The following is a 24,779-nucleotide window of genomic DNA, read 5'->3' on the forward strand; positions in this document are numbered from 1 at the left end:
ATCTAGCGCTCCTTATTTCTTCTTCTTAGCACCGATCTGACGCTTCGGGCCCTTGCGGGTACGAGCGTTAGTGTGGGTGCGCTGGCCGCGGACCGGGAGGCCCTTGCGGTGACGAAGGCCGCGGTTGCAGCCGATGTCCATAAGGCGCTTGACGTTCTGGTTGCGCTCACGGCGGAGGTCGCCCTCAACCATGATCTGGTTCTTATCGATATAATCACGGATGGCGTTAACCTCATCCTCGGTGAGGTCCTTAACACGCGTATCCACGTTAACGTTGCACTCGACGCAGATCTTCGTCGCAGTGGTGCGGCCGATGCCGTAAATGTAGGTCAGACCGATCTCAACGCGCTTCTCACGCGGGAGGTCGACACCATTAATACGGGCCAACGTAGTCTCCTCTCTTAACCCTGACGCTGCTTATGACGGGGGTTCTCGCAAATGACGAGAACCTTGCCATGGCGCCTAATGATTTTGCACTTATCGCACATCTTCTTGACCGAAGGACGTACCTTCATCGTTCTTCCTTTCGGTAGCGCTCAAACTACTTCCCTACTATCTACTCGCCCAGCCGCAGGCGTTTAAAACTATGGCTGGTCTTCACACACAATCCGACCGTAGGTTGAGCTAAGCCTGCAGTCGGAAATGGAGTGCGTGTATGCGTGCCGCTATTTGTAGCGATAGGTGATGCGGCCGCGGGTCAGGTCGTACGGGGAAAGCTCCACGACAACCCTGTCACCGGGGAGAATACGGATGTAATTCATTCGGATCTTGCCAGAAATGTTGCACAGAACCGAATGACCGTTCTCGAGCTCGACCTTAAACATGGCGTTGGGCAGCGGTTCCTTTACCGTACCCTCGAGCTCAATTGCGTCTTCCTTCTTCACAAGCAATCATCTTTCTCTAGAAAACGACAGCGATTGAGTATTCTACAATACGCATGCACGTATCGTAATATCTTCGTAATGGCTCCACAACTAAGCGGAACTTGTTACATTTGAAATGTAAAACAAAGCCGTTCCCTGATACCCAAGATCGCCTTGAAATGAGAAGGCATAGACCTTGGGGTCATGCCTTCGAAATTGAAAGGCGAGGTTGGGCATCAGGGGGCGGCGACTTTTACATTTCACCGCCTTGCAAGGAACACCAAGCACCTTGGGCATCCGTGGTGAGAATCACCGGTCCGTCATTGGTAATGGCGACGGTGTTCTCGTAGTGCGCGGCGGGCAGGTGGTCGTTGGTCGTGACGATCCAACCGTCGGAGCCCGTGCTCACATGGTTGGAACCCATCGTAACCATCGGCTCGATGGCAATGACCATGCCAGCCTGGAGGCGAACGCCTCTCCCCTTCTTTCCATAGTTAGGAACGTTGGGGTCCTCGTGCATCACACGGCCAATGCCATGGCCCACATAGTCGCGAAGCACGCCGTAACCGTGAGACTCGGCGAGAGACTGAACGGCATAACCGACGTCCCCGATATGGTTACCGGGAATAGCCTGCTCGATGGCAGCCTTAAGGCAATCGCGCGTGACCTCGCACAGGGCCTTGGCCTCGGGCGTAGGGGTGCCGACGAAAAACGTCCAAGCGTTATCGCCAACCCAACCGTCGACAACGGCTCCCGTATCGATGGAGATGATATCGCCATCGCGCAGGATCATGTCGGGGTTGGGAATACCGTGGACCACGGCATCGTTAATCGATGCGCAAATGGTACCGGGGAACCCGCCGTAACCCTTAAAGGCCGGGGTGCCGCCATGCATACGGATAATCTGCTCCGCGAGCTGATCGAGCTCAAAGGTCGAAACACCAGGGCGCACCATGGCTCCAACGTGGCGGAGCGCCATCTTAGATAGCGCTCCTGCCTTCTTCATCTGCTCGATTTGCGTTGCAGACTTAATCTTGATCATAGACCAAGAGCCTCTTTGACATCCCCGTACACGGTCTCGCGAGCCTGGTCACCGTTGACCGACTTGAGCAGACCCTGGCCACGATAGTAGTCGACGAGCGGGCTCGTGGACTTCTCGTAGACGTCGAGACGGTTCTTGATGGTCTCGGGCTTGTCGTCGTCGCGCTGATACATCTCGCCGGCGCACTTGGGGCAGGTAGCATCGGCAGCGGTGCCGGTGTAACCGCAGGCGCGGCAGGTGCGACGCGAAGACAGACGATCGATGATGACCTCGGGGGCCACGTCGACCAGAAGGGCGCAGTCGATCTCGCGACCCATGGCGGAGAGCTCGGAATCGAGCGTCACAGCCTGGGCGGTGTTGCGCGGGAAGCCGTCGAGGATGAAGCCCTGCTGGGCGTCATCGGCAGCAAGGCGCTCCTTGACAAGGTCGATCACGAGCTGGTCGGGAACGAGCTCGCCAGCGTCCATGTACTTCTTAGCCTGAATACCAAGCTCGGTGCCACCCTTGACGGCAGCACGCAGCAGGTCGCCCGTGGAAATGTGAGCGACGCCAAACTCGGCGACGAGCTCCTGAGCGACGGTGCCCTTACCGGCACCCGGAGCTCCGAGCAATACGAGGTTCATGAGCAATCCTCCTCTAGCCTATTTAAAGAATCCATCGTAATCATACATCTTGATCTGGCCTTCGAGCTTATCGACCGTGTCGAGCACGACGCCGACCATGATGAGGATGGACGTTCCGCCAAAAGCCTGGATCAGATGGTTACCCGTGAAGGAGAAGATGATCGAAGGCACGATGGCGATGAGCGCCAAAAAGACAGCGCTGGGAAGCGTGATCTTGTTGAGCGCGTTCTTGATGTAGGCCGCGGTAGCCCTACCCGGACGAACGCCCGGAATAAAGCCGCCCTGCTTCTTAAGGTTGTCGGCGGTGTCATCGGGGTTGAACACCATGGAGGTGTAGAAGTACGCGAAGAACACGATGAGGACAACATTAAGCACCCAGTTGAGCCAACCGGTCGAAAGCGCAGAGGCAACTGCCTGAATCCAGCCGATGCCGGGGAAGAACACAGCAATCTGAGCCGGGAAGTACAGCAGCGCCGAAGCGAAGATGATCGGCACGACACCCGCGGTGTTAACCTTGATGGGCAGGTAGGTGGTCTGGCCACCCATCATGCGACGGCCCACGACGCGCTTAGCGTAGGAGACCGGAATGCGGCGCTGGCCGCGCTCAAGGAAAACAATCAGCGGGATAACCAGCAGGATGATGGCGCAGATGATCACCATGGTGATGATGCCACCGGCGTTACCCTCGGTGCTGGAGAAGATCGCCTGCGGAAGACCGGCCATGATGTTCGCGAAGATGATAAGCGACATGCCATTGCCGATACCGCGCTGGGTGATGAGCTCACCAATCCACATGATCAGCATGGCACCCGCAGTGAGCGTGCCGACGATCATGAGGTCGAAGATGATCTCGGGAGCGCCGGCGCCATTAAAGCTGATGCCGAAGCTCTTAAAGAGGAAGAGGTAACCCACGGAGTTGAGGATTGCCAGAGCCAGGGTGAGGTAACGCGAATACTGCGTAATCTTGGTCTGACCGACCTCGCCCTCGCGGGCAAGCTCATGCAGGGAAGGCACAACGGCCTGGAGCATCTGGAGGATGATTGAGCTGGTGATGTAAGGCATGATGCCCAGCGAAAACACCGACACATAGCTCAACGCGCCGCCAGAGAAAAGATTCAGGAGGGCCATAGCACCTGCGGCGACCGAATTGTTATCGGTCGAGAAAAGGCCCAGCATCCCCTGGAAGGGAATGCCGGGCACAGGAACGTGCGCACCAATGCGGTACACGACGAGCATAGCTATGGTAAAAAGAATCTTTTCGCGCAATTCTTTGATGCGGAAAGCATTCTTAAGACCATTTAGCACGGCAGCTCGACCTTTCCGCCGGCGGCCTCGATCTTGGCCTGCGCAGAAGCGCTGACCTTGTCGACCTTGACCGTGAACTTCTTGGTGAGCTCACCATTGCCGAGCACCTTGACGGGCTCGAACTCGCTCTTGGTGATGCGAGCGGCCTTAAGAGCGGCACCGTCGATCACAGCGCCATCCTCGAACTTACGCTCGAGACGCTCAACGTTAACAGCGGTGTACTCGATACGACGGGGGTTGCGGAAGCCCGGAAGCTTGGGCAGGCGCATAGCCAGCGGAGTCTGGCCACCCTCGAAGCCGGCACCCTTGGTGCCGCCAGAGCGGGAACCCTGGCCCTTCTGACCGCGGCCAGAAGTGGTGCCGTGACCCGAAGAATTGCCACGGCCGACGCGCTTGCGGTTCTTGGTGGAACCGGGCGCGGGAGTAAGATCGTGAAGCTGCATTTGCTACTCCTCTACAATCTCGACAAGGTGCTTGACCTTGAAGATCATGCCGCGGACGGACTCGTTGTCAGCAATCTCGCGAACCTCGCGGATCCTGTGGAGACCGAGGGCACGGACAGTACGGACCTGGTCCTGCTTGCAACCGTTGGTGCTGCGGACCTGCTTGATCTTGATGGTGTCAGCCATGCTTAGTTCTCCTTACCGACGAACATCTCGGAGACCGTCAGGCCACGGCGAGCCGCGACGTCCTCAGGGCTGGAGAGCTCCTTGAGGCCCTCGACGGCAGCCTTAATGATGTTGAGGCCGTTGTCGGTACCGAGGGACTTGGACAGGACGTTCTTGATGCCAGCAAGCTCGAAGAGGGGACGCACAGCGCCGCCGGCGATAACGCCGGTACCCTCGACAGCGGGCTTGATGATGATGCGGCCGGCACCAAAGTGGCCGAGAACCTCGTGCGGGATGGTGCCCTGCTCGGTCACCGGCACGTGGAACATGTTCTTCTTGGCATCGAGAGACGCCTTGGAGATGGCCATGGGCACCTCAGCGGACTTGCCCATGCCAACGCCGACGTTGCCCTTGCCGTCGCCAACGACGACGAGAGCGACGAGGCTCATGCGACGACCACCCTTGACGGTCTTCGACACGCGGTTGATGTAAACGACGCGCTCCTCGAACTCGGAGGCCTCGCGCTGCTGCTTCTGATTACGAGCCATGTGCTACATACCTCCTAGAACTCGAGACCGGCGGCACGAGCACCGTCGGCGAGGGCCTTGACGCGGCCATGGTAGATACGGCCACCGCGATCGAAGGCGACCTTGGTGATGCCGGCCTCGATGGCGCGCTTGCCAACGAGCTGACCGACCTTCTCCGCAGCCTCCTTGTTCGAGGTGTGGGTGCCCTTGAACTCGGCCTCGAGGGTCGAGGCAGAGACGAGCGTCAGGCTGGAGCCCTTGCTGTCGTCGATGATCTGGGCATAGATGTTGGCGTTAGTACGGGTCACGCGAAGACGCGGACGCTCGGAGGTACCCGAGACCTTGCCGCGAACACGACGCTGACGACGCTTGAGGCCTTCCAGCTTCGCCTTATGCTTGTTCATACGTAAACTCCTAAAAAGGTTGATCTTGCCAGCACCTGACGGGGTGCTGGTCTTATGCGAGTGAGTCGGTTACGACTACTTGGCGGCCTTACCCAGCTTGCGGCGGATGTGCTCGCCAACGTAGTGGATACCCTTGCCCTTGTAAGGCTCGGGAGGACGATGGCCGCGGATCTCAGCGGCGATCTGACCGACCTGCTGCTTGTTGATACCCTTGACGTTCACGTGGGTGTTGTCGGGAACCTCGAAGGTGATGCCCTCGGGAGCCTCGACGATCACGGGGTGCGAGAAGCCCAGGGAGAACTCGAGGTTCTTGCCCTTCTGCTGCACGCGGTAACCGACGCCGGCGAGCTCGAGCTTCTTCTCGAAGCCCTCGGAAACGCCAACAACCATGTTGTGGATGAGGGCGCGGGTGAGGCCGTGGCGGGCACGGGTCTCACGCTCGTCGTCGGGACGGGAAACGGTGAGGACGTTGTCCTCGACTTTGATAGCGAGCTTCTCAAAGACATCAAGCTCGAGCTGGCCCTTGGGGCCCTTGACGACAACGTTGTTGCCGTTGACTGCCACTTCGACTCCGGCGGGAATCTGGACAGGCTTATTACCGATACGAGACACGGTGATCTCCTTTCCTTCTACCTACCGAGCGAATTACCAGACGTAAGCGATGATCTCGCCGCCGACGTTGTGCTTGCGAGCATCGCGGTCGGTCATGACGCCATGGCTGGTGGAAATAATGGCGGTACCAAGGCCACCGCGGACGCGGGGCATGTCGGCAACGCCGGTGTACTTACGCAGGCCCGGCTTGGAAATGCGGCGGATGCCGTTGATGACCTTAGCCTTCTTGGGACCATACTTAAGCGTGATGTGCAGAGTCTTCTGGGGAACGGTGTCCTCGACATCGTAGCCCTCGATGTAGCCCTCCTCGTGCAGAACACGAGCGATCTCGACGAGCTTCTTGCTGCTCGGCATGGAGACCGTGGCCTTGTTCACAGAGTTAGCGTTACGGATGCGCGTAAGCATATCTGCGATCGGGTCTGTAAGGTTCATACAGATTCTCCTTCGTTCTTGATGAACACGTGCTCTTGGTTCTTCGCCGCCCTTAACGGCAAAGCCTTTTTAGCGCGTTTTCCCTGTTCCAAACTGATGCTTGAAACGCTGGTAGTGACTTACCAGCTGGCCTTCTTAACGCCGGGAAGCTCGCCCTTGAGTGCAAGCTCGCGGAAGCAGACACGGCACAGGCCGAACTTGCGGTACACAGAGTGCGGACGGCCGCAGCGCTGGCAGCGCGTGTACTCACGAGTAGAGAACTTCTGCTTGCGATTGCACTTGACGATCATCGATGTCTTAGCCACTTATATCCTCCTCACATAGAGTATTGTTCGCCCCAAGCGCCGCCCCCTTCTGGGAACGGCGCTCATAGGGCAGGTGAACCTATTTCTTGAACGGGAAACCGAAGGCGTCCAGAAGGGCCTTGGCCTCCTCATCGGTGTTGGCGGTGGTCACGAAAGTGATGTCCATACCACGCTGGTGATCGACGGAGTCGAAGTCGATTTCGGGGAAGATGAGCTGCTCGGTGACGCCCATGGAGAAGTTACCACGGCCGTCGAAGCTCTTGGCGGAGATGCCGCGGAAGTCGCGGATACGGGGGATTGCGACAGAGGTCAGACGATCGAAGAACTCCCACATACGGTCGCCACGCAGGGTAACCTTGCAGCCGATCGGCATACCAGCGCGCAGGCGGAAGGTAGCGATGGACTTGCGGGCACGGGTGATCATCGGCTGCTGGCCGGTGATGGCGCGCAGGTCGCGCACGGCACCGTCGATGGCCTTGGAATCGGTAGCGGCCTCGCCGACACCCATGTTCACGACGATCTTCTCAAACTTGGGGATCATCATGACGTTCTCGTACTGGAACTTGTCCTGAAGCTGCTGCTTGACCTCGTTGTTGTACTTGGTCTTCAGACGCGGCACATACTTCTCTTCTGCCATTGTTCACTCCTTCTTGGGGTTTTAAGCACGGGGCGTGGCCACGATGGGTTGTCCTCGTGCCTCCTGGCTGCATCCGCGCCGCTCATGGCATTACGCGGTTTGGACTCGACACAGCAGGAGCCGACAAAACAATCGGTACTATACGCGCATCGGGAGCGTTTTTCCAGAAAAACCTCGTCTGCCTGCACAACTCCACAACTCCCCCGCACATATTGATCCCTAGGGGACGGAGGAAAATGGCAGTTGCGGTGAAATAGGGACCGTTTGACGGCTTAACAGGCTTTAATAGTCCGTATTTCACCGCAACTCATATATGGGGCGTTATTTTTGGCGCGGGAGGACCAGGTTGAGGATCACAGCAACGAGCGCGGCGACGGCAATGGAGGATCCGCCAAAGACGGTGCCAACCCATGCGGGGAATCCAGCGCCGGCAAGCGCGCCGGCCGTGCGCTCAATGCCCGTGCCAAAGGCGATAGAGAGGCCCATGAGCGTGGTATCGCGCTGAGACAGGCCGTGGCGGGCGAACATGACCACACCGTTCATGCCGATGGTCGCGAACACGCCAATGGTGGCGCCGCCGATTACCGGCTGCGGAATGGACGTGAGCACCGCCGCGCACTTGGGCAGCAGGCCCGCGACGAGCAAGATGGCGGCGGCAAGCGTAAAGACCATGCGGTTGACGACCTTGTTCTCGGCGATAATGCCCACATTCTGGCCAAAGGTTGCCGTGGGGACGCCGCCCAAAAAGCCCGACAGCATACCGACCAGGCCGTTGGCGATCAGACCGCCCGAGATCTGGCTATCGGTCGCAGGGGTATCGAGCGCGGCGGACGAGACAGCGGCAAACTCGCCCATAACCTGTACTGCGTTGACAATGGCGACAACGCCCACAACGGCGCACGCGGCCGGGTCGAACACCAGGCGATGGGCGCCCAGGGCCGGCGGGGCGAACCAGCTGGCGGTCGCGATGGCCGAGAAATCGACCATGCCCAACACCGCAGCCAAAACAAAGCCCGCGCAGATACCGGCCAGGATGCTGCCCAGCCTAAGCGCGCCCTTGCCGTAGTTGCCAGCCATAAAGGTGACGACGAACGTCACAAGTGCGACGGCCCAGTTGGTGACACTGCCAAAATCGGCCGCGCCCTCCCCGCCCGCCATAGAAGCCACAGCGACCGGGCACAGAGACAGGCCGATCACAAAGATGACGGTGCCGAGCACCGGGGCCGGGAACAGAAAGCTCACGCGCCTAAACAGCAGGCCGAAGAGCACGACGAGCGCGCCACCGATTACCTGGGCGCCCAGCACGGCCTCAAAGCCGAGCTCGAGACCGACCGCCTTGAGCGCCGGCACGAAGGTGAAGCTCGCGCCCATCACGATGGGCAGGCTCGAACCGACGACACCTTTTATGGGGAACTGTTGAAGGAAAATGTCGAGCGCCGAGAGGACGAGCGACGCCTGGATGACAGCGGCCTCCTCCTGAGGGGTAAAGCCGCAGACCGACGCGATGATGATGGCGGGCGTGACGATACCCGCGAATGCCGCCAGCACATGTTGCAATGCATGGGGCAATACCTGCACAAACGAAACTTTTCCCGTGCGCTCGAACAGGGCGCCCCCTGCTGCCGACTCCGCCATTTGCGTCTCCCATACTCTAGGCAGCGGCCCCATGCCGCTCAACGAGCGGACATTATAGGGCATATGGCACAGGTAGCATTTTGACCCGCAATCCTGCATCCCCCGGGGTCAAACAGCAGTTGCGGTGAAATAGTTCCTGGCTGACCGCCCGTCAGGCTTATCTAGGAACTATTTCACCGCAACTCATATATGGGGATGCGATTAGCGCTTGCGGGGGACGAGCTTGGTGCGGCGCAGGTGAATCATCTCGGCAGCGATGGAGATGGCGATCTCCTCGGGGTCCTCGGCCTCGATGGCAACGCCGATCGGCAGGTGCAGCTCGTCGATCTGGTCCTGCGTAAAGCCCTCCTGCTCCAGGCGGGCGCGCACAAAGGCCGTCTTGCGGCGCGAACCCAGACAGCCCAGATAGGCGGGCTTGGCGTGCATGGCCTGAATCACCACGTCGATATCGGACTTGTGACCCGCCGTGGCGACGACCACTAGGTCACGCGGGCCGATGGGGCACTGCTTGCTCAGGCTCTTGTAGTCGACCAGACGACGGTCGTAGACACCGGGCACCCATTCGGGGGTCAGTGTGCCGGGGCGGTCGTCGCAAGCCACAACGGCAAAGCCCGCCGCCGTGAGCACCCGCGCCGTCGCAGCACCCACGTGGCCGCAGCCAAAGATATAGGTCAGGCCCTCGGGGCAGAGCGTCTCGATGTGCGCCGTGGGAATCTCGGAGGCCGCGTTGGTGTAGGTGACCTTACTCCCCTCCTCCACCAGCGAAAGCTCGGGGCAGCCCATTATGGTGCGGCGCGACTCCTCGCCATGGTACTTGGCCACATCGCCCTCGAGCGCGCTCGCGATAAACGGCTCAAAGTCGATGACGAAGTCGCCGATGCGTCGATACGCCAAGACGTCGGCAATCGACTGGAACAACGGCGCCTGCGATACATCCAGGTGCAGATAGCACAGGCAGATGGCTCCGCCGCAGATCATGCCGGTATCGGAGTTCTCGCCGCCCATGGTGTAGCGGACCAGACGCGATTGCCCTGCGCCCAGCAGCTCGCGCGCCTCGTCCAGCGCAAAGAGCTCAATCTTGCCGCCGCCGATGGTGCCCGCTTGGCTGCCATCGGCAAAGACGGCCATCCAGGCGCCCACGCCGCGCGGCGATGACCCCGCCGTGCCGGCCACGACCACGAGCTCGCACGTCTCGCCAGCACGCAGGGCGGCAAGCGCCGCATTCACCACATCGAGCTTTTCCATTGCCGCCTTCTATCCTCTAAAGACATCGGTGAGCATAGCGAGTGCCTCGAGCACGCCGCCGCCGACCGACGTCGCCTTGTCCGAAATATAGTTGATATAGCTGGCATCGCCGCGCGGATCGACGTCGGCGCATTTAAAGCCCTCAGTCACCTGCACGCCGTTCGCCAAAAGCCCGCGCAGACAGCCATCGATCTGCGTGACCATGGGAGTATCACCCGCATACCCGATCACGTCTCCGGCGCTCACGATGTCGCCGATGGTGCGGTCGGACCGAAACATGCCGGCGGCGGGGCTGTGGATAACGCGCTCCTTGCCATAGCCGGCGATCATGCCCGGCACGCCCGTGTTGGGCTGGGGCGAACCTTGGGTAATGACACGGCCGAGAAAATGCCCGCGCATGGTCTCGACCACGGCGTCGCAGTCAACCGGCGCGGTAAAGCCCGGCCCCACGGCGATGACGGCAGGCGCCATGTCGCGCGTGGTGCCCAAGTTGCGCTTAGCCAAAATCGCGTCGACCACAGCCGCGGGTTTCAACTCGCCGAGCATCTTGGCCTGGGGGTCCACTACAACGGCGACGTCTCCAGCCTCGGTAATCGCAAGCGCCTCAGCCGGCGTCTGTGCCAAGCGAGCGCGAATGCCTTCGACCTCGACCTCGCCCAGGCGAATGGCCTCGCAAAAACAGATTGTGCGACGGATGCACGTGGGAACCGCGATATCGGCCATAACGACCGACACGCCGGAGCGCACCAAGCGAGCGGCGACGCCCGTGGCGATATCGCCGGCGCCGCGAACATAAACGAGCATTCCCGGGGCACCTCCCTGTGCTACGGTTTGAGCAGAGCAAAAGCGGTTCGACCGCTACTCTGATGATTATTTATTATCACAGTATTATACGGCGGTGAACAGATGGAAACGGTTAGCGGCAATCTTGTCTCGGCACTCAGGATCGAGCCGGGCATTACCGCGATTATCGGCAGCGGCGGCAAGTCGACGTTGCTGAAGACGCTGGGTCTTGAGCTCATGCGCGCTGGCGGCCGCGTGCTCCTCTGCACCACCACGCATATGTTTCCCGTCGCCGGCGTGCCATGGGACGGGTCGAATCGTCGCCTGGACGCCGCGCCTTGGAAGCCGGGCGCCGCGCATGTCCCCGGTTGCACCTGCGAGGCCTGCACGGGCCTTGTGCACGGAAGCATCTGCCAGGCAGGCGTCTTGAACCCCCAGACGGGCAAGCTCTCCGCCCCCGCCGAGCCGCTCGGCGAGCTGGCACGGCGCTTTAACTATGTGTTGGCCGAGGCAGATGGCAGCAAGCGACTCCCGCTCAAGGCGCATGCCGCCTGGGAGCCGGTAATTCCCGCCGCCACGGCAAACGTTGTCTGGGTCGTCGGCGCCTCGGGGCTGGGCAAGCCCGTCGCCGAGGTTGTCCACCGCCCCGAGCTCTTCTGCGAGCGCTGCGGCTGCGAGCCCACCGACGCTGCCACCCCAGAGCGCGTCGCCCAGGTGCTCAATGCCGAGCTGCAGATGCTGAACCTCAACAATGCCCGTATCATGCTCAACCAAGCCGACACGCTTGCCGACCCAACAATGGCAGATCGCTTCGAGGCAGCCCTCAACCGCCCCCTCATCGCCACCAGCCTCCAGGGGTAGCAAATTTGGGACGGGGCTCTTTTTGCTACCCCGTCCCAAAAAATCATCTCCCAAATTAGCTACCCCGGCGGTCTTCCCGTTAGCGGGGCACGTAGCGGCCGGGTTGGGCTCCGGTGGGCTCGCCGTCGCGTGCCGCCAGCACGCCGTTCACAAACACGGCCTTGGCGCGGCCATGTGCCTCAAAGCCCTCGAGCGGCGTGTAGTCCACGGCCTGATGCTGCGTCGCGGCGCTGATCGTCCAACGCGCGCACGGATCCCACACGCACACGTCGGCATCGGCGCCCTCGGCAAGACAGCCCTTGCGCGGATACATGCCAAAAACGCGCGCCGGATTCTCGCTCATCAAGCGGCACAGATCCTCGGGACCCAGCTGTCCCTCAAAGCTCGTGGCAATCGCAACGGGACGATGCTCCACGCCGGGCCCGCCGTTGGGAATCGCGCGGAAATCATCGCGTCCTCGGTCCTTTTGCCCGTGCAGGTTAAAGCTGCAATGATCGGTCGCAATCGTATCGATCTCGCCAGCCACAAGCGCCTCGCGCAGCGCGGCACGGTCACCGGCATGGCGCAGCGGCGGGCTCATCACGTACTTGGCGCCCGCAAAGCCGTCCTCGCCCTGCTCCAGATAGCAGGTGTCGTCGAGCATCAGATACTGAGGGCATGTCTCGACATAGATGTTCTTCTGCCCGCGCGCTTTGGCAGCGCGAATGGCCTCGAGCCCCAGCTTGGTCGAAAGGTGCACCACGTTGACCGGAACGTCCCCGGCCAAGTGCGCCAGATACAGCAGGCGGCTCACGGCCTCGGCCTCACACACGTCCGGACGGCTGAGCGCATGGCCCTCGGGCCCGTGGATACCCTGCTCAAACACGCGCTTCTGCAGCGCGTTGACCAACGTGCCGTTCTCGCAATGCACGCACAGGATACCGCCCACGCGCTTGAGCTCCTCCAGCACCTCGAGCGTCTCGGCATCGTCCAGGCGCAGATGGTCGTAGGCAAAGTAGGTCTTAAACGACGACACGCCCGCCTCGCGCATGGCCGAAAGATCGGCGCGGTTGCGCTCATTCCACTCGGCAAGCGCCATATGGAAGGCATAGTTGGCGGTGCAGGTGCCGTCGGCGCGATGATGCCACTCGACCAAGGCATCGGGCATGGTCACGCCGCGATCGGCCGTCGCGTAGTCCACAATGGTCGTCGTGCCGCCGCAGGCAGCCGCGCGCGTGCCGGTCTCAAAGCTATCGGCCGTCCAATCCATGCCGGTCCAGCACTGCATGTGCGTGTGGCCGTCGATAAAGCCGGGAAACACCCAACAGTCGGTGGCGTCCTCGACGGTATCGCCCTCGCCCGGCTCGATTGCCGCGGCAATCCGCACAATCTTGTCGCCCTCCATGGCAAGATCGGCGCGGCGAAGCCCCTGGGGCGTCACGAGTGCGCCGTTTTTGATGATGATCATAATTGCTCCTTATTGATTGATGCAGTTGGCCACGCGATCAAAATACGAGCAGGCGGCGATATGCTCCGTTATGCGTCGCTGTCCCTTGACGGTATCGACGTCCCACAGCTCGTAGGCACGCGCCTCGACCAGCACCACGTCGGTACGGTCCTTGAGGATCGAACCGCCGCCGTCCTTACCCTCAAGACACATAAGTGCATCGAACAGTTCCGCCGGAAAGAGCACCGGGCTCGAAGGCTCACCGTTGCACGCAAGACGCACCGGATGCTTGCGGCCACGCTCGTCAAATGCACGAACCATAGCCTCAAAAGAATCTGAACTCACGAGCGGCTGGTCGCCCGGCAAAAAGAGGCACCCTTTCCAGTTGCGTTCGACTCCCCACGAAAGGCCCGCACGGACGCTTTCGCTGCGCAGCTCGCCATCGTGCAGCACGCACGGGCAATGCTTGTCCTCGCAAATCTGAGCGACCTCGGGCCAACGCGTCGAAACCACAACGTCAAAGCCCCGGGGAACCGAATCAATGGTCCGGGCAATCAGCGGCTCGCCATAGATATCGGCGAGCATCTTGTTAGAGCCAAATCGCTTGCCCTCGCCCGAAGCCATAATGACGAAACCAAGTTTCATGGCGATACCTCCCCTGAAACCATCGTACCCATAACTCGCGTCGCGGGGCATCTACATCGAAAGCGCTTATCCCCCACGCCCACGATGCAAAAAGGGGCACCCCGCCGGTTGGCAGAGCGCCCCCTTTACATGGCTTACCTCAACCCAGCTTTAGGCCTGGAACCAACGGGCGGTGTTGCGCTCGTCGAGGGCCTTGAGGGTAGCGGCGGGATCGGCAACCTTCTGCAGGAACATCATGGCTGCGATGGCGTACGGCTTGTAGCTGGCCTCCTTGTACATGCCCACGCGGTGCATGTCGAAGACGTCGGCGTTGACCTCGCCGTGCTCGCAAGAGACACCGGAGATGTCGGCGGGCAGCGGATGCATAAAGATGGTGTCCTGGCCGTTGGCGGTCTTCTCCATGAGCTCGGTCGTGGAGCACCAGTCCTGATGGGTGGCGTTCTGGGCGAGCAGCTCCTTCTCGAGTGCAGCGATGCCGGCGTCGTCGCCCTCGGCGTACAGGTTGGTGCGCTTCTCCATGGCGGCAAACGGAGCCCAGCTCTTCGGGATCACGATGTCGGCGCCCTCGAAGGCCTCGGCCATGGTGTTGACCTGCTTAAAGGTGGTGCCGGACTCGGCGGCATAACCCTTGGCGCGCTCGACGACCTCGGGCATGAGGTCGTAGCCCTCGGGGTGGGCCAGGGTGACGTCCATGCCAAAGCGGGGCAGCAGGCTGATCAGCGACTGCGGGCAGGACAGCGGCTTGCCGTAAGAGGGCGAATAGGCCCAGGTAACGGCAACCTTCTTGCCCTTGAGGTTCTCAAGGCCGCCAAACTCGTTGATGAGGTAGAGCATGTCGGCAGAGGACTGCGTGGGGTGGTCGGAGTCGGACTGCAGGGAGATGAGCGTGGGACGGTGATCCAGAACGCCATCCTCGTAGGCCTGCTGGACAGACTCGGAGACCTCGGCCATGTAGGCGTCGCCCTTGCCGATGTACATGTCGTCGCGGATGCCGATGACGTCGGCCATGAAGGAGATCATGGTAGCGGTCTCGCGGACGGTCTCGCCGTGAGCGATCTGGGACTTCTTCTCGTCCAGGTCCTGCAGCTCAAGGCCCAGCAGGTTGGCGGCCTTAGAGAAGGAGAAGCGCGTACGGGTGGAGTTGTCACGGAACAGGGAGACGGCCAGACCCGAATCGAAGATCTTGGACGAAACGTTGTTCTCACGCAGTTCGCGCAGGGCGTCGGCGACGATGTAGAGCGCCTTGAGCTCATCGGTGGTCTTATCCCAGGTGTGCAGGAAGTCGCTGCCGTACATGCCCTTAAAATCGAGGCCGTTCAGCTGCTCGACGAGCTCGGTAAACTTAGCGTCCATGTAAATATCCTTTCCAAAGATGAAACGATTGCAATGAGTAGATGTGCTCCGGCATGCGCGTGTGGCTAGAACATGCAGAGCGCTATGACGAGGACCCGCTACCGTTGAGGAAGCATGGGAGATAACGACCGCGGGCCCCAAGTCAACAGGGGGTGCCGGGGACACGAGCGGCCCCCGGCTCAACAAGATCAAGGAATGGGACTAGTCGATCTTGTTGTTGGTCAGACCGGCGCGGAACACGGTGGCATCGCCATCGGCCTGGCTCGGATCGTAGAGGTTCAGGGCAGCCACATACATGGCAGCAGCGGTGACCAAGTCGTCCTTGTAGGTGACCTCGTTGGGAGCGTGAGCCTGAGACTCGGCACCCGGGCCAAAGCCCACGCAGGGGATGCCATAGCGGCCCTGGATGGAGACGCAGTTCGTGGAGAAGGTCCACTTGTCGCACAGCGGACGACCGGTGCGCTTGTCCATGCTGGGCTCGCAGCCGATGCGCTCGTCACCGAACATGGCCTTGTGGGCGTCGACGAGGGCCTTGACGTGCGGAGCGGTCTCCTTGTTGATCCACGTGGGGAAGTAAGCCTCGGTCTCGTAGACCTCGCCGGTCCAGGACGGACGGTCGTACATGTACATGGAGACCTTCACGTCGTCGCCGTACTTCTTGGCGGCCGGCAGGTTGCGGATCTCGTCCAGGCAGGACTCCCAGGTCTCGCCGGCGGTCATGCGACGGTCGATGGAGATGGCGCAGGAGTCAGCGACAGCGCAGCGGCTGGGGCTGGTGTAGAAGATCTGGCTGACGGTGCAGGTGCCGCGGCCCAGGAAGCGGGCGTCCTCGAAGTGCTCGGGGTTGTACTTGGGGTCGAGCATCTTGACGAGGCCCTTGATGTCGGTCGACTCGTCGCAGCCGTTGTTGTTGAGGGCGCGGACGTCGGCGATGATGTCGGCCATCTTGTAAATGGCGTTGTCGCCGCGGTCGGGAGCGGAGCCGTGGCAGGAGGTGCCGTGAACGTCGACGCGGATCTCCATGCGGCCGCGATGACCGCGATAGATGCCGCCGTCGGTGGGCTCGGTGGAAATGACGAACTCGGGCTTAATGCCGTCCTTGTTGTAGATGTACTGCCAGCACATGCCGTCGCAGTCCTCTTCCTGGACGGTGCCGACGACCATGATCTTGTAGCCCTCGGGGATGAGGCCCATGTCCTTCATCATCTTGGCAGCGTAGGTAGCAGAAGCCATGCCACCCTCCTGGTCGGAGCCGCCGCGGCCGTAAATGATCTCGTCGGTCTCGTAGCCCTCATAGGGATCGGCATCCCAGTTCTCGATGTTGCCGATGCCGACGGTGTCGATGTGGGAGTCGATGGCGATGATCTTGTCGCCCTCGCCCATAAAGCCCATGACGTTGCCCAGGCCGTCGACCTTGACCTCGTCATAGCCAAGGCTCTCCATCTCGGCCTTGATGCAAGCGACAACCTCACCCTCCTCGCAGGACTCAGAGGGATGGGAGATCATGGCGCGCAGGAAGCGAGTCATATCAGCACGATGGGACTCAGCAGCAGCCTTGATAGCGTCGAAATCGAGTTCTTTAGCCATTGTTCATAACCTTTCAAACGAAGGAATCTACCTGTGAGGTGGCGGAGCGATACCTATTTGCTCCGCTGCTCGGACAGTCCTGCGCAAGACGGAAAGCACATTAAGTGCTTTCCTTTGCGTGCGGAACTCGCGACGGAGCAAATAGGTATCGCTCCGCCTCCCGGGTTCATACATCTGCAGGACATAGGGGGTCTAATAGGAATTTGGCGCGGCGCGTTGCGCCGCCCAACGATTAACAAGTGGGATATTCGCCTTCCCAAACAATGCGGCGATACTGGTCGGGGTCCGTGTCACCTTCCGTGGAGAAGCAGAGCACGGAGCTCGTCTTGTCCAGGCCGATGAGCTCCTTGAGCTCGGCGTACTCGGGATCGAGCATGAGGGTCTCGACCAGACCGGTGGTCACCGCGCCGGACTCGCCGGAGATGACGCGCGGGTCGCCCTTCTCGGGAGCGCCCAGGGTGCGCATGCCGCGAGCGGTGACCCAGTCGGGGCAGGACACGAAGGCGGTGGCGTGGTTGCGCAGGATATCCCAGCCCAGGATGTTGGGCTCGCCGCAGCACAGACCGGCCATGATGGAGGGCATGTCACCGTCCACGATGCGCGGATCGCCGTCGCCGGCGGCAGCACCCTTGTACAGGCAGGCGGCAGGCGCGCACTCAACCACGACGAAGGTGGGCGGGTTATCGGGATACAGGTTGGTGAAGTAGCCCACCACGGCGCCGGCGAGCGAGCCTACGCCAGCCTGGACAAAGACGTGCGTCGGGCGGTTGATGGCCATCTCGCGCAGCTGCTCGGCAGCCTCGGAAGCCATGGTGCCGTAGCCCTCCATGATCCAGGACGGGATCTTCTCGTAGCCCTCCCAGGCGGTGTCCTGAACGATGACGCCGCGCTCGCAGGCATCGGCCTCGGCGGCGGCCATGCGCACGCACTCGTCGTAGTTGACCTCTTCGATGGTCACCGTGGCGCCCTCGGCGGCGATGTTATCGAAGCGGGGCTTGGTGGAACCCTTGGGCATGTGCACGACGGCCTTCTGGCCCAGCTTGTTGGCAGCCCATGCCACGCCGCGGCCATGGTTGCCGTCGGTGGCGGTAAAGAAGGTAGCCTGGCCAAAGTCCTTGGCAAGCTGATCGGAGGTCAGGTAATCGAAGGTGCAGTCGGCAACGTCCTTGCCGGCCTCGTCGGCAATGTAGTTGGCCATGGCAAACGATCCGCCCAGGACCTTAAAGGCGTTGAGGCCAAAGCGGTAGCTCTCGTCCTTAACGCACAGGTTGGACAGGCCCAGGCGCGCAGCCTGACCGTCCAGGCGGGCAAGCGGAGTGACGGTATATTGAGGGAACGACTGGTGGAAGGCGCGGGCCTTCTTCACGTGGTCGAGGCTCATGATTCCCAAGTGCTTATCATCGCTCTTGGGCATCGTGTTGCCCGCCCACTGGATCTTATCGGCCATACGGTGAACTCCTTAAGTCCTCTCTTGCCGGCCCCCGCATACGCGTTTCAGCCCATTCCCATTCATGCGGCTAAACTTTTATGTGGATGCCAAACAAAAAGTTTGTTAGTACTGTTCTATCACACTTTTTGATTGGCAAACCTAACAAATTGTTTGTTGCCGTAATCGGTACCTTTTCGCCGCCGAACGGTCACATAACGCAGCGACGCTTTCGTTATTTGCGAACAAGTGTGGTTTATGGCAAAGTGTGCCCAAACTAATTTTTAGGAAGGCACCCATGACCCCCGCACAGATTGAGTTCTATAAGCGCCTTGCACACGGTCTGGCGCTCCAATTTGGCCCCAACTGCGAAATCGTCGTCCACGATCTGGAGACCGATGACGTGGACCACTCCATCGTAGTGATCGAAAACGGCCACGTCAGCGGGCGCAAACTGGGTGACGGCCCCAGCCATATTGTGTTTGAGTCCATGCACGAGGGCGCCACCGACGTACACGACCGCGAGCCATACCTCACCAAAACCACCGATGGCAAGCTGCTCAAGTCCTCGACGATCTTTATCCGCAACGATGAGGGCAAGCCTGTCGGCATTTTGGGCATCAACTTTGACATTACGCTTATGAAGGCTTTTGAGCGTTCGCTCGACGCCTTTACCGGCACCGGCGGCACGGGCTATACCGAACCCGAGCCCATTACCAAGAACATCGGCGACCTGCTCGAAGACCTGCTGCACGAGTGCGAGCAGTTTGTGGGCAAGCCCGCGGCACTCATGACCAAAGACGAGCGCATTCGTGCCATTGGCTACCTTGACCGTCGCGGCGCCTTCCTCATTTCCAAGTCGAGCGAGCGCGCCTGCGAGTTCTTTGGCATCTCCAAGTACAGCTTCTATAGCTACCTCAATGAGGCCAAGGCGGCAGCAGGCGACAAGTAGGCACTCGCCTGGATTGCCTCTCCCCTTTTGGGCGCGAGTTCTGGAAAGCATGAATCCAAGACCGAGCCGCTTGGAAAGTTCCATATAATCGATGTTATTAGTATTTCGAAAGGGTGGAACAGAATGGCGTTGAGCAAGGCATCATGCACCGGTCGCGGATTGATTCCGGCAATTGGTGGACATGTGCACCGCATGTTCGATGAGGGTGAAGACGACCTGTTTTCGCTGAGCCTTGACGACGTGATGGATGATCGCCCGTGGACCGCCGACGAACTCATGGGCGGCGGGGCTCGTCCGTCAAGCCTCAATCCCGCACTTGCGCCTAAGCCCGCATCTGCGCCGACTCCTGCGCAGTCGCCTGTTTCGACGCCCGCACCCACTTCGGCGACCACGCCCGCTCCCCGCCCCGCAAGCGACCCGTCCGAAACGGCGGCATTTCTCGCTGCAGCGACGCAGGGCAAATCGGCCGACAGCACCGTTATGTACAGCGCCCAGCAGTTGCCTGTTCCTGCGGCACGCAAGCCTCCGGTCACAAGGCTCGATGAGCCCGTTGCCCATCAGGTTGCCTACGATTCCTGGGCTGCAACCGATCTGGATGAGACCTCTACCGGCATGCCGGCGCTCGACGTTCCAGTTAACCCGCTTTTTGCCGCCAACACGAGTGCCGCGGACTATGAGAGCGGTACGGCATTTTCCGATTATTCCGATGGCTATGCTGGCAACGGTCGCATCGAGACCGAGGATTATGGCACCGCATCGAGCGATTATCTCAACGATCCGTACGCTGCCACGCCTGCACCGGAATATGACCCGGAGGCCGCGTCCGCGCCGGTGTATACCAAAAGCACAGGCGAAGAACGCTTCGCCGATTATTACGCCGAGGAAAAGGCGCTGCGTTTCTCGGAATTTCCGCAGGCAGTCAAGGTTGCCTTTATCGCCATTGTCATTGCCCTGCTCGGTGTCATTGCGTTTGAGGGATTCCGGCTGTTCTCCGGCCCCACCCAAGCGGAGTCGGAGACCCAGCAAAAAGAGGACGATAACGAGTATCTGGACATCAACACCCTCAAGGGCGACCCCAACGACGGGGACGACGAGTAGCGAGGGCTGAAGGCTGCCGCAGGATCTCGCATCCAGCACCGGCTTCTAAGTGCTGTCTTGTCATCCAGCTACACTTTTCCTGATAATTTGCCTATCGAATTTGACACTTTTCCGAAGTTCTAAGGGGCCTATTTCGACACTTTTCCGTACTTTTAAACGGGAGATTTCGACACTTTTTCTGATTTGAGCCTAGCAACAGCCGGCGAAATCAAGCGCCGTCCGCGCGTCATTTCGCAAGCGGCGCTTGATTTCTGTCCGTACACGTTGATAGACTTCCTCTTGCCCGCAAGGAGCGGGCGCATTTTATCCAGAGTCGGGGTAGAGAGTTGGCTCCACGATCCCGACGCCAACCGGCCAAGAGGCACGGTGGCCCTGCCAACATCGATGAAAGGAGTCCGTATGGACAATTTCTCCGTGCGCAGTGAGCGCAACTTCCACAATCTGGTCGTCAAACCAAATCACATGCATCTTCTGGACAAGCCGAACGGCTATGCCTCGGCCATGGTCAAGAGCAGCCTCTCCCACCAGATGCGCTTTACGGTACAGAAGCTCGAGGAAGAGCTCTGTGCTGCCGGCAATCCGCATGTGCTGCAGATCAAGCTGCTTGGAGACGATTCGCGCGAGCCGTCGAGTTGGAAGCTGTTTGCAGACGGCACATGCATCGCGAACGGTTCAGGAGAATTTGCCCGTGAATGCTTCTGCGAGGGCGCCGAGGTATTTCTGGACCTGTGCCGCGACGCCGTCGAGACTGCCGAGCTGCGTCAGTGGAGCCAGAGGGAGTATGAGCTGTTGAGTGCCGCACGTGGGATTGCGGGGGCGTAGGAACAGAAGCCTCATGATGGTGGCCTCGGCTGGAATGACGTATCGCTCGATAAATGATCTCAACAACGTAGCCGATGCGCCGCATTTCGCCTCAAAGGCATTGAGCGATCGGGCGGCGTCCAGCATTTCTTTGATATCCCCAATTGATTGTTCCGAGAAAGTCTCTTCATGCCCTCATAATCGCCCTTACGAGAAACTTGGACGAGACGGGCGTCCATACGCCGTCTCTAAACTAACGAGCCGTTCGCGGAAAGAACATCAGGCTAGCGTGGGCCAAAGATATACTGGTATCGTTGCAACAATTATGGAAGATCGGCATCGTCAATGACCTCCTTGAAATTCTCCAGGCGCTTCGCGCTTAGCCTGCTCGTCCCGCTGTCCGCCGCCGTAGCGCTAGCTTTGCCCTCAACCGCCCTCGCTGCGTCGGACCCGAACCCGCCCAGCATCTCCAACGTGACGTTATCCGCGACGACAGTCACGGCCGGCTCCACGCTGCATGTCGGCTACGATGTGGACGACCCCGATGGGGTGCGGTCAGTCACGCCGATAGTCGAGGTCGTCGTCGATAGCGATGACGGGGACCAGGGCAACAGCTCCCGCCTCGCCTTCCGGTCGACCGGCGACACGACCGCGGGCTTCGATATCCCCACCTCCCCGAGCGACCGGCCCTGCAGGTACCGGATCATCGGCCTCGGCGTGACCGATAGCCTTGGATGGGTTACCGATGTCTACGACGCGGCGTATGCCGAGGAGAAGGGACTCAACTCTCCGACCTTCGCCACCAGCCCCCTCGTCTATGAGGTGACCGAGGGGCCCGCGGACCAGAACCCGCCGACCGTGTCCTCCGTGTCGTTCTCGAGCAGGGAGGTCGCGACCGGTGCCGACTTCCACATCTCTTGGTCCGTCGCGGACCCGGACGGCGTTCGCTCCGTTTCCCCCATACTGCAGCGGGGCTGGGAGGATAAGGACGACGGCTGCTCCGTTTCGTCGGCCTATTATCACGGAGGCTCGTCTATCGACGGGTTCGACCTCACATTCGACAGCAATAGGATCGGAAGGCACAGGCTGATCGGCCTTTCGGTCACCGATGACCTAGGGTTCGAGACCGATGTGTACGAGAGTTCCTACGCCAGGGCCAACGGCATCTCGGGCGCGACTTTCTCGGTTGCCGACCCGAGCGAGCTGTGCTTCGAGGTGACCGGCAGCGCGATCGACCGGAACCCGCCCACGGTCTCGAACGTTTCCATCTCCGCGAAGAGAGTCCCTGTCGGCGGGCTCCTCCGCATCTATTGCAATGTAGGCGACGCGGACGGCGTGAAGTCTGTCTCCCCGATTCTCGGCGACCCCGGCTATGTCGAGGACCCGAACTCTGTAAAGGCCCGTAAAACGTTGAGCTGCAGCTACGATGCGGCAAGAGGCTATATCGAAATCGAGTTCCCCACGTCGCTCTCGATGGGCTCGTTTGAAATCCATGCCCTCGCGGTCCTCGACAAGGCGGGTCATGAGACCTTCGTCTACAGCTCCGCCTACGCCGAGCGTAACGGCAAGACCGGCGTCCGGACCTTTGATGTCGACGACGCGGAGAACGTCACCTTCGACGTGACCGCCCCGCTGTATGCCGCCACCAAGGGCAACGGGCAGGCATATGCAAAGGGCAACGAGAACGGTCTGACCTTCCGCTTCAGCGGTCCTCTCGATGAGTTCACGCGTCTCCTCGTGGACGGAAATGAGGCCTCCGCTGAGAACTACACCGCAACCAAGGGCAGCACGATTATCGAGCTCAAGCCGGCCTACCTGGACACGCTTGCCGCCGGCGGACACACCGTCACGGCCGTCTGGAAGGACGGGACGGCGACCGATGCATCCTTCACCGTGGAGGGGAAGGCCCAAGGGGAGCAGGCGGGCGGCAAGACCGATGTAGATTCACCCGGCGACAACAAAAGTGATCCTGCCACTCCTGAAAAGGACGCCGACGAGGCGTCTACAAAAAGGTCGGGACACACGACAACCGATGAACTAAAGCTCGCCGTAACCGGCGACTCCGCTTGGATGGCCAGCATCGCATTAGCCATGGCGGCCACGGCCTGCTTCGCGGCAGCGAGAAGGCTTGAGCCCAAGCAGCATAGGCACGAACAGTAGCTCAAAGCGAACTCAACTGGGAAGGGCAGATGGATAGCCGTCCTTCTCTTGCAATCAACCCAATCCGCTGAAATGCAATCAGTTAACGAGTTTTGCCAGACGCTCGGTCTCTACCCCGCTCTGGCAAGCCACCTAGCAATGAGATAATGCCCACGGCGATCAACGCAAACAAGGAGCACGCTATGGCAGACAACGAGATCAAACCCTCAACGGACGGCGGCCGAGAGGAACTCGTGGCAAAACAGCTCGCATCGACCAAAATCCACCTCGCGCTCACCCAGGAGCGGGCGGACATCTCCGGCGCCATCAAGCTGCCGCTCGAGCGAATTCCCCAGCTCGGCGTGGCGTTCGCCTCGCTCCCCTCGATGTTTCGCACCGTCACTAACACGGTGAGCGTACCCACGTTGCTCCAGGCGACTGACAAATTTGGCAACCCGCTCGATCCGTCGAAACTCAACTCGTTCAAGGACGGCAGCGGTCTCACAGGGGGCTACCGCGACGCAGTCAAGGGCTTTGGACAGGCGCGCTTCCACGTAGTCGAGGGCGACATCGCCACGAGCGTCACTCAAGTGCCTTACGACCCGACGTCGTTGTTCATGGCAGCCGCAATCGCGCAGATAAACCAAAAGCTCGACTCCATCCAGGAGTCCGTCGACGAGATGTTCGAGTACATGCGTCAGCGCGACAAGGCCAACATGCGTGGCAACCTCAAGACGCTCGCAGACATCCTCAACGGTTACGGCCTCAACTACGGCAACGCCACCTACATGGCAAACGCCCATATGAAGGTGCTCGACATCAAACAGTCGTCCGCGCAGGACATGGAACTCTTCCGCTCGCAGGCGCAAGCGGATCTGAAAAAGAAAGGGTTCATCGAGGTGCGAGACGGCTTGGGCAGACGCCTCGACAAGGTGCTCGACTACCTCAAAGACTGCCAGCTCGCCACCTACATCCACGCGTTCTCACTGTTCCTCGAACCCATGCTCGCCCAGAACTTCGAGCCCGCAAAGCTCGCGGACGCCACCGCGAAGATCGAGGCCGATTCGATTGCGTATCGCGAGCTCTACACCGAGTGTTACGACGCCCTCGAGGCGGGAACTGCCGACACCGTCGATGCGGCACTGCTGGGCGGCATCGCGTCCGCGGGCAAATTGCTCGGTCACGCCATCGCAAAGACCCCCGTGGGCGAACATACGCTCATCGACGAGGCACTCGAGGGTGCAGGAGAGGACATCGGCAGGTTCAACGACAGGCAATCCGAGAAACTCCTCGAAAAGCTCCATCGGGCAAAGACGCCTGACGTCGCACCGTTCAAGCAGAGCGTAATGGAAGTAGACACCCTCTACAACCGCCCCACGCAGATCGCCGTGGACGCCGAGAACGTCTACATCCTGCCTGCCAAGCGGCAGGAAGAGTAGCGATACGCGACAGGCCACGCGCCATGCAGAC

At 60.5% G+C, this 24,779-nt stretch carries 28 protein-coding genes and 1 riboswitch; of the genes, 6 read left to right on the forward strand and 22 right to left on the reverse strand.

The window, feature by feature from the left end; all coding sequences use genetic code 11:
• Nucleotides 1–12: 12 nt before the first annotated feature.
• From rpsM to yqeB, 17 genes are all read right to left on the reverse strand, one after another.
• Nucleotides 13–387: a 30S ribosomal protein S13 gene (gene rpsM / locus PMW70_RS02835; RefSeq protein ID WP_022094275.1), complete on the reverse strand. Its 375-nt coding sequence runs from the start codon at nucleotides 385–387 to the stop codon at nucleotides 13–15.
• Between the two features lie 14 nt (nucleotides 388–401).
• The gene (rpmJ, locus tag PMW70_RS02840) at nucleotides 402–515 is read right to left on the reverse strand and encodes a 50S ribosomal protein L36 (protein ID WP_006363204.1); all 114 of its coding nucleotides are present in this window, start codon (nucleotides 513–515) and stop codon (nucleotides 402–404) included.
• 150 nt (nucleotides 516–665) lie between these two features.
• On the reverse strand, nucleotides 666–884 hold the full coding sequence (infA, locus tag PMW70_RS02845; protein WP_035137443.1) for a translation initiation factor IF-1: 219 nt from the start codon (nucleotides 882–884) through the stop codon (nucleotides 666–668).
• Between the two features lie 232 nt (nucleotides 885–1,116).
• The gene (gene map, locus PMW70_RS02850; RefSeq protein WP_117639640.1) at nucleotides 1,117–1,905 is read right to left on the reverse strand and encodes a type I methionyl aminopeptidase; all 789 of its coding nucleotides are present in this window, start codon (nucleotides 1,903–1,905) and stop codon (nucleotides 1,117–1,119) included.
• Entirely contained in the window at nucleotides 1,902–2,528 is a 627-nt protein-coding gene (locus PMW70_RS02855) for an adenylate kinase (protein ID WP_055252238.1), read from the reverse strand. Before PMW70_RS02855 ends, map begins: the two co-directional genes overlap by 4 nt.
• An 18-nt stretch (nucleotides 2,529–2,546) precedes the next feature.
• Complete coding sequence (secY, locus tag PMW70_RS02860; RefSeq protein WP_035137447.1) at nucleotides 2,547–3,833, reverse strand: preprotein translocase subunit SecY; 1,287 nt, start codon at nucleotides 3,831–3,833, stop codon at nucleotides 2,547–2,549.
• A complete protein-coding gene (rplO, locus tag PMW70_RS02865; protein ID WP_006235267.1) occupies nucleotides 3,827–4,276 on the reverse strand; it encodes a 50S ribosomal protein L15 in 450 nt (149 codons plus the stop codon). Before rplO ends, secY begins: the two co-directional genes overlap by 7 nt.
• 3 nt (nucleotides 4,277–4,279) lie before the next feature.
• Nucleotides 4,280–4,462 (reverse strand): 50S ribosomal protein L30, encoded by a 183-nt coding sequence (gene rpmD, locus PMW70_RS02870; RefSeq protein WP_006235266.1) that lies wholly within the window; start codon nucleotides 4,460–4,462, stop codon nucleotides 4,280–4,282.
• Between the two features lie 2 nt (nucleotides 4,463–4,464).
• Entirely contained in the window at nucleotides 4,465–4,989 is a 525-nt protein-coding gene (gene rpsE / locus PMW70_RS02875) for a 30S ribosomal protein S5 (protein ID WP_006235265.1), read from the reverse strand.
• Between the two features lie 14 nt (nucleotides 4,990–5,003).
• A complete protein-coding gene (rplR, locus tag PMW70_RS02880; protein WP_006235264.1) occupies nucleotides 5,004–5,372 on the reverse strand; it encodes a 50S ribosomal protein L18 in 369 nt (122 codons plus the stop codon).
• 75 nt (nucleotides 5,373–5,447) lie between these two features.
• Nucleotides 5,448–5,984 carry a 50S ribosomal protein L6 gene (gene rplF / locus PMW70_RS02885; protein ID WP_271743829.1) on the reverse strand — a complete coding sequence of 179 codons (537 nt, stop codon included), beginning with the start codon at nucleotides 5,982–5,984 and terminating at the stop codon, nucleotides 5,448–5,450.
• A gap of 33 nt (nucleotides 5,985–6,017) precedes the next feature.
• Nucleotides 6,018–6,416, reverse strand: a complete 399-nt coding sequence (gene rpsH / locus PMW70_RS02890; RefSeq protein ID WP_006235262.1) for a 30S ribosomal protein S8 — start codon at nucleotides 6,414–6,416, stop codon at nucleotides 6,018–6,020.
• Between the two features lie 119 nt (nucleotides 6,417–6,535).
• Complete coding sequence (locus PMW70_RS02895) at nucleotides 6,536–6,721, reverse strand: type Z 30S ribosomal protein S14 (protein WP_022094280.1); 186 nt, start codon at nucleotides 6,719–6,721, stop codon at nucleotides 6,536–6,538.
• A gap of 79 nt (nucleotides 6,722–6,800) precedes the next feature.
• A complete protein-coding gene (gene rplE / locus PMW70_RS02900; RefSeq protein WP_006235260.1) occupies nucleotides 6,801–7,358 on the reverse strand; it encodes a 50S ribosomal protein L5 in 558 nt (185 codons plus the stop codon).
• A 321-nt stretch (nucleotides 7,359–7,679) separates the two neighbouring features.
• Nucleotides 7,680–8,993, reverse strand: a complete 1,314-nt coding sequence (locus tag PMW70_RS02905; RefSeq protein WP_271743830.1) for a uracil-xanthine permease family protein — start codon at nucleotides 8,991–8,993, stop codon at nucleotides 7,680–7,682.
• Nucleotides 8,994–9,194: 201 nt separating this feature from the next.
• The gene (locus PMW70_RS02910; RefSeq protein WP_271743831.1) at nucleotides 9,195–10,238 is read right to left on the reverse strand and encodes an XdhC family protein; all 1,044 of its coding nucleotides are present in this window, start codon (nucleotides 10,236–10,238) and stop codon (nucleotides 9,195–9,197) included.
• Between the two features lie 9 nt (nucleotides 10,239–10,247).
• Complete coding sequence (yqeB, locus tag PMW70_RS02915) at nucleotides 10,248–11,042, reverse strand: selenium-dependent molybdenum cofactor biosynthesis protein YqeB (protein WP_117638133.1); 795 nt, start codon at nucleotides 11,040–11,042, stop codon at nucleotides 10,248–10,250.
• A gap of 102 nt (nucleotides 11,043–11,144) precedes the next feature.
• Here yqeB and yqeC point away from each other — a divergent pair, with 102 nt between their 5' ends.
• Nucleotides 11,145–11,882 carry a selenium cofactor biosynthesis protein YqeC gene (gene yqeC / locus PMW70_RS02920; protein ID WP_271743832.1) on the forward strand — a complete coding sequence of 246 codons (738 nt, stop codon included), beginning with the start codon at nucleotides 11,145–11,147 and terminating at the stop codon, nucleotides 11,880–11,882.
• 79 nt (nucleotides 11,883–11,961) lie between these two features.
• On the opposite strand, the gene hydA is transcribed toward yqeC, so the two are convergent.
• From hydA to dpaL, 5 genes are all read right to left on the reverse strand, one after another.
• Nucleotides 11,962–13,329: a dihydropyrimidinase gene (gene hydA / locus PMW70_RS02925; RefSeq protein WP_271743833.1), complete on the reverse strand. Its 1,368-nt coding sequence runs from the start codon at nucleotides 13,327–13,329 to the stop codon at nucleotides 11,962–11,964.
• 9 nt (nucleotides 13,330–13,338) lie between these two features.
• A complete protein-coding gene (locus PMW70_RS02930) occupies nucleotides 13,339–13,953 on the reverse strand; it encodes a nucleotidyltransferase family protein (RefSeq protein WP_271743834.1) in 615 nt (204 codons plus the stop codon).
• A gap of 150 nt (nucleotides 13,954–14,103) precedes the next feature.
• A complete protein-coding gene (ygeW, locus tag PMW70_RS02935) occupies nucleotides 14,104–15,306 on the reverse strand; it encodes a knotted carbamoyltransferase YgeW (RefSeq protein ID WP_055252229.1) in 1,203 nt (400 codons plus the stop codon).
• A 201-nt stretch (nucleotides 15,307–15,507) separates the two neighbouring features.
• Entirely contained in the window at nucleotides 15,508–16,893 is a 1,386-nt protein-coding gene (locus PMW70_RS02940; protein ID WP_055252228.1) for a YgeY family selenium metabolism-linked hydrolase, read from the reverse strand.
• Nucleotides 16,894–17,125: 232 nt separating this feature from the next.
• Nucleotides 17,126–18,340: a diaminopropionate ammonia-lyase gene (gene dpaL / locus PMW70_RS02945; protein WP_271743835.1), complete on the reverse strand. Its 1,215-nt coding sequence runs from the start codon at nucleotides 18,338–18,340 to the stop codon at nucleotides 17,126–17,128.
• 277 nt (nucleotides 18,341–18,617) lie between these two features.
• Here dpaL and PMW70_RS02950 point away from each other — a divergent pair, with 277 nt between their 5' ends.
• From PMW70_RS02950 to PMW70_RS02970, 5 genes are all read left to right on the forward strand, one after another.
• Entirely contained in the window at nucleotides 18,618–19,271 is a 654-nt protein-coding gene (locus PMW70_RS02950; RefSeq protein WP_040359230.1) for a helix-turn-helix transcriptional regulator, read from the forward strand.
• A 123-nt stretch (nucleotides 19,272–19,394) separates the two neighbouring features.
• Nucleotides 19,395–20,369: a hypothetical protein gene (locus tag PMW70_RS02955; protein WP_271743836.1), complete on the forward strand. Its 975-nt coding sequence runs from the start codon at nucleotides 19,395–19,397 to the stop codon at nucleotides 20,367–20,369.
• A gap of 300 nt (nucleotides 20,370–20,669) precedes the next feature.
• Nucleotides 20,670–20,760: riboswitch (SAM riboswitch) on the forward strand.
• 8 nt (nucleotides 20,761–20,768) lie between these two features.
• The gene (locus PMW70_RS02960) at nucleotides 20,769–21,191 is read left to right on the forward strand and encodes a hypothetical protein (RefSeq protein WP_271743837.1); all 423 of its coding nucleotides are present in this window, start codon (nucleotides 20,769–20,771) and stop codon (nucleotides 21,189–21,191) included.
• A gap of 324 nt (nucleotides 21,192–21,515) precedes the next feature.
• Nucleotides 21,516–23,330: a hypothetical protein gene (locus PMW70_RS02965; protein WP_117861975.1), complete on the forward strand. Its 1,815-nt coding sequence runs from the start codon at nucleotides 21,516–21,518 to the stop codon at nucleotides 23,328–23,330.
• 182 nt (nucleotides 23,331–23,512) lie between these two features.
• The gene (locus tag PMW70_RS02970; RefSeq protein WP_117786172.1) at nucleotides 23,513–24,748 is read left to right on the forward strand and encodes a hypothetical protein; all 1,236 of its coding nucleotides are present in this window, start codon (nucleotides 23,513–23,515) and stop codon (nucleotides 24,746–24,748) included.
• Nucleotides 24,749–24,779: the final 31 nt, after the last annotated feature.

The organism is Collinsella aerofaciens (genome assembly GCF_028209625.1).
Classification (GTDB): Bacteria; Actinomycetota; Coriobacteriia; order Coriobacteriales; family Coriobacteriaceae; genus Collinsella; species Collinsella aerofaciens_AM.

Coding starts and splice junctions, on each gene's coding strand:
- rpmJ (WP_006363204.1), bottom strand. CDS start 515: ATGAAGGTACGTCCTTCGGTCAAGAAGATGTGCGATAAGTGCAAAATC.
- map (WP_117639640.1), bottom strand. CDS start 1,905: ATGATCAAGATTAAGTCTGCAACGCAAATCGAGCAGATGAAGAAGGCA.
- PMW70_RS02855 (WP_055252238.1), bottom strand. CDS start 2,528: ATGAACCTCGTATTGCTCGGAGCTCCGGGTGCCGGTAAGGGCACCGTC.
- rplO (WP_006235267.1), bottom strand. CDS start 4,276: ATGCAGCTTCACGATCTTACTCCCGCGCCCGGTTCCACCAAGAACCGC.
- rpmD (WP_006235266.1), bottom strand. CDS start 4,462: ATGGCTGACACCATCAAGATCAAGCAGGTCCGCAGCACCAACGGTTGC.
- rpsE (WP_006235265.1), bottom strand. CDS start 4,989: ATGGCTCGTAATCAGAAGCAGCAGCGCGAGGCCTCCGAGTTCGAGGAG.
- rplR (WP_006235264.1), bottom strand. CDS start 5,372: ATGAACAAGCATAAGGCGAAGCTGGAAGGCCTCAAGCGTCGTCAGCGT.
- rpsH (WP_006235262.1), bottom strand. CDS start 6,416: ATGAACCTTACAGACCCGATCGCAGATATGCTTACGCGCATCCGTAAC.
- rplE (WP_006235260.1), bottom strand. CDS start 7,358: ATGGCAGAAGAGAAGTATGTGCCGCGTCTGAAGACCAAGTACAACAAC.
- PMW70_RS02905 (WP_271743830.1), bottom strand. CDS start 8,993: ATGGCGGAGTCGGCAGCAGGGGGCGCCCTGTTCGAGCGCACGGGAAAA.
- PMW70_RS02910 (WP_271743831.1), bottom strand. CDS start 10,238: ATGGAAAAGCTCGATGTGGTGAATGCGGCGCTTGCCGCCCTGCGTGCT.
- yqeB (WP_117638133.1), bottom strand. CDS start 11,042: ATGCTCGTTTATGTTCGCGGCGCCGGCGATATCGCCACGGGCGTCGCC.
- yqeC (WP_271743832.1), top strand. CDS start 11,145: ATGGAAACGGTTAGCGGCAATCTTGTCTCGGCACTCAGGATCGAGCCG.
- hydA (WP_271743833.1), bottom strand. CDS start 13,329: ATGATCATCATCAAAAACGGCGCACTCGTGACGCCCCAGGGGCTTCGC.
- PMW70_RS02930 (WP_271743834.1), bottom strand. CDS start 13,953: ATGAAACTTGGTTTCGTCATTATGGCTTCGGGCGAGGGCAAGCGATTT.
- ygeW (WP_055252229.1), bottom strand. CDS start 15,306: ATGGACGCTAAGTTTACCGAGCTCGTCGAGCAGCTGAACGGCCTCGAT.
- PMW70_RS02940 (WP_055252228.1), bottom strand. CDS start 16,893: ATGGCTAAAGAACTCGATTTCGACGCTATCAAGGCTGCTGCTGAGTCC.
- dpaL (WP_271743835.1), bottom strand. CDS start 18,340: ATGGCCGATAAGATCCAGTGGGCGGGCAACACGATGCCCAAGAGCGAT.
- PMW70_RS02950 (WP_040359230.1), top strand. CDS start 18,618: ATGACCCCCGCACAGATTGAGTTCTATAAGCGCCTTGCACACGGTCTG.
- PMW70_RS02955 (WP_271743836.1), top strand. CDS start 19,395: ATGGCGTTGAGCAAGGCATCATGCACCGGTCGCGGATTGATTCCGGCA.
- PMW70_RS02960 (WP_271743837.1), top strand. CDS start 20,769: ATGGACAATTTCTCCGTGCGCAGTGAGCGCAACTTCCACAATCTGGTC.
- PMW70_RS02965 (WP_117861975.1), top strand. CDS start 21,516: ATGACCTCCTTGAAATTCTCCAGGCGCTTCGCGCTTAGCCTGCTCGTC.
- PMW70_RS02970 (WP_117786172.1), top strand. CDS start 23,513: ATGGCAGACAACGAGATCAAACCCTCAACGGACGGCGGCCGAGAGGAA.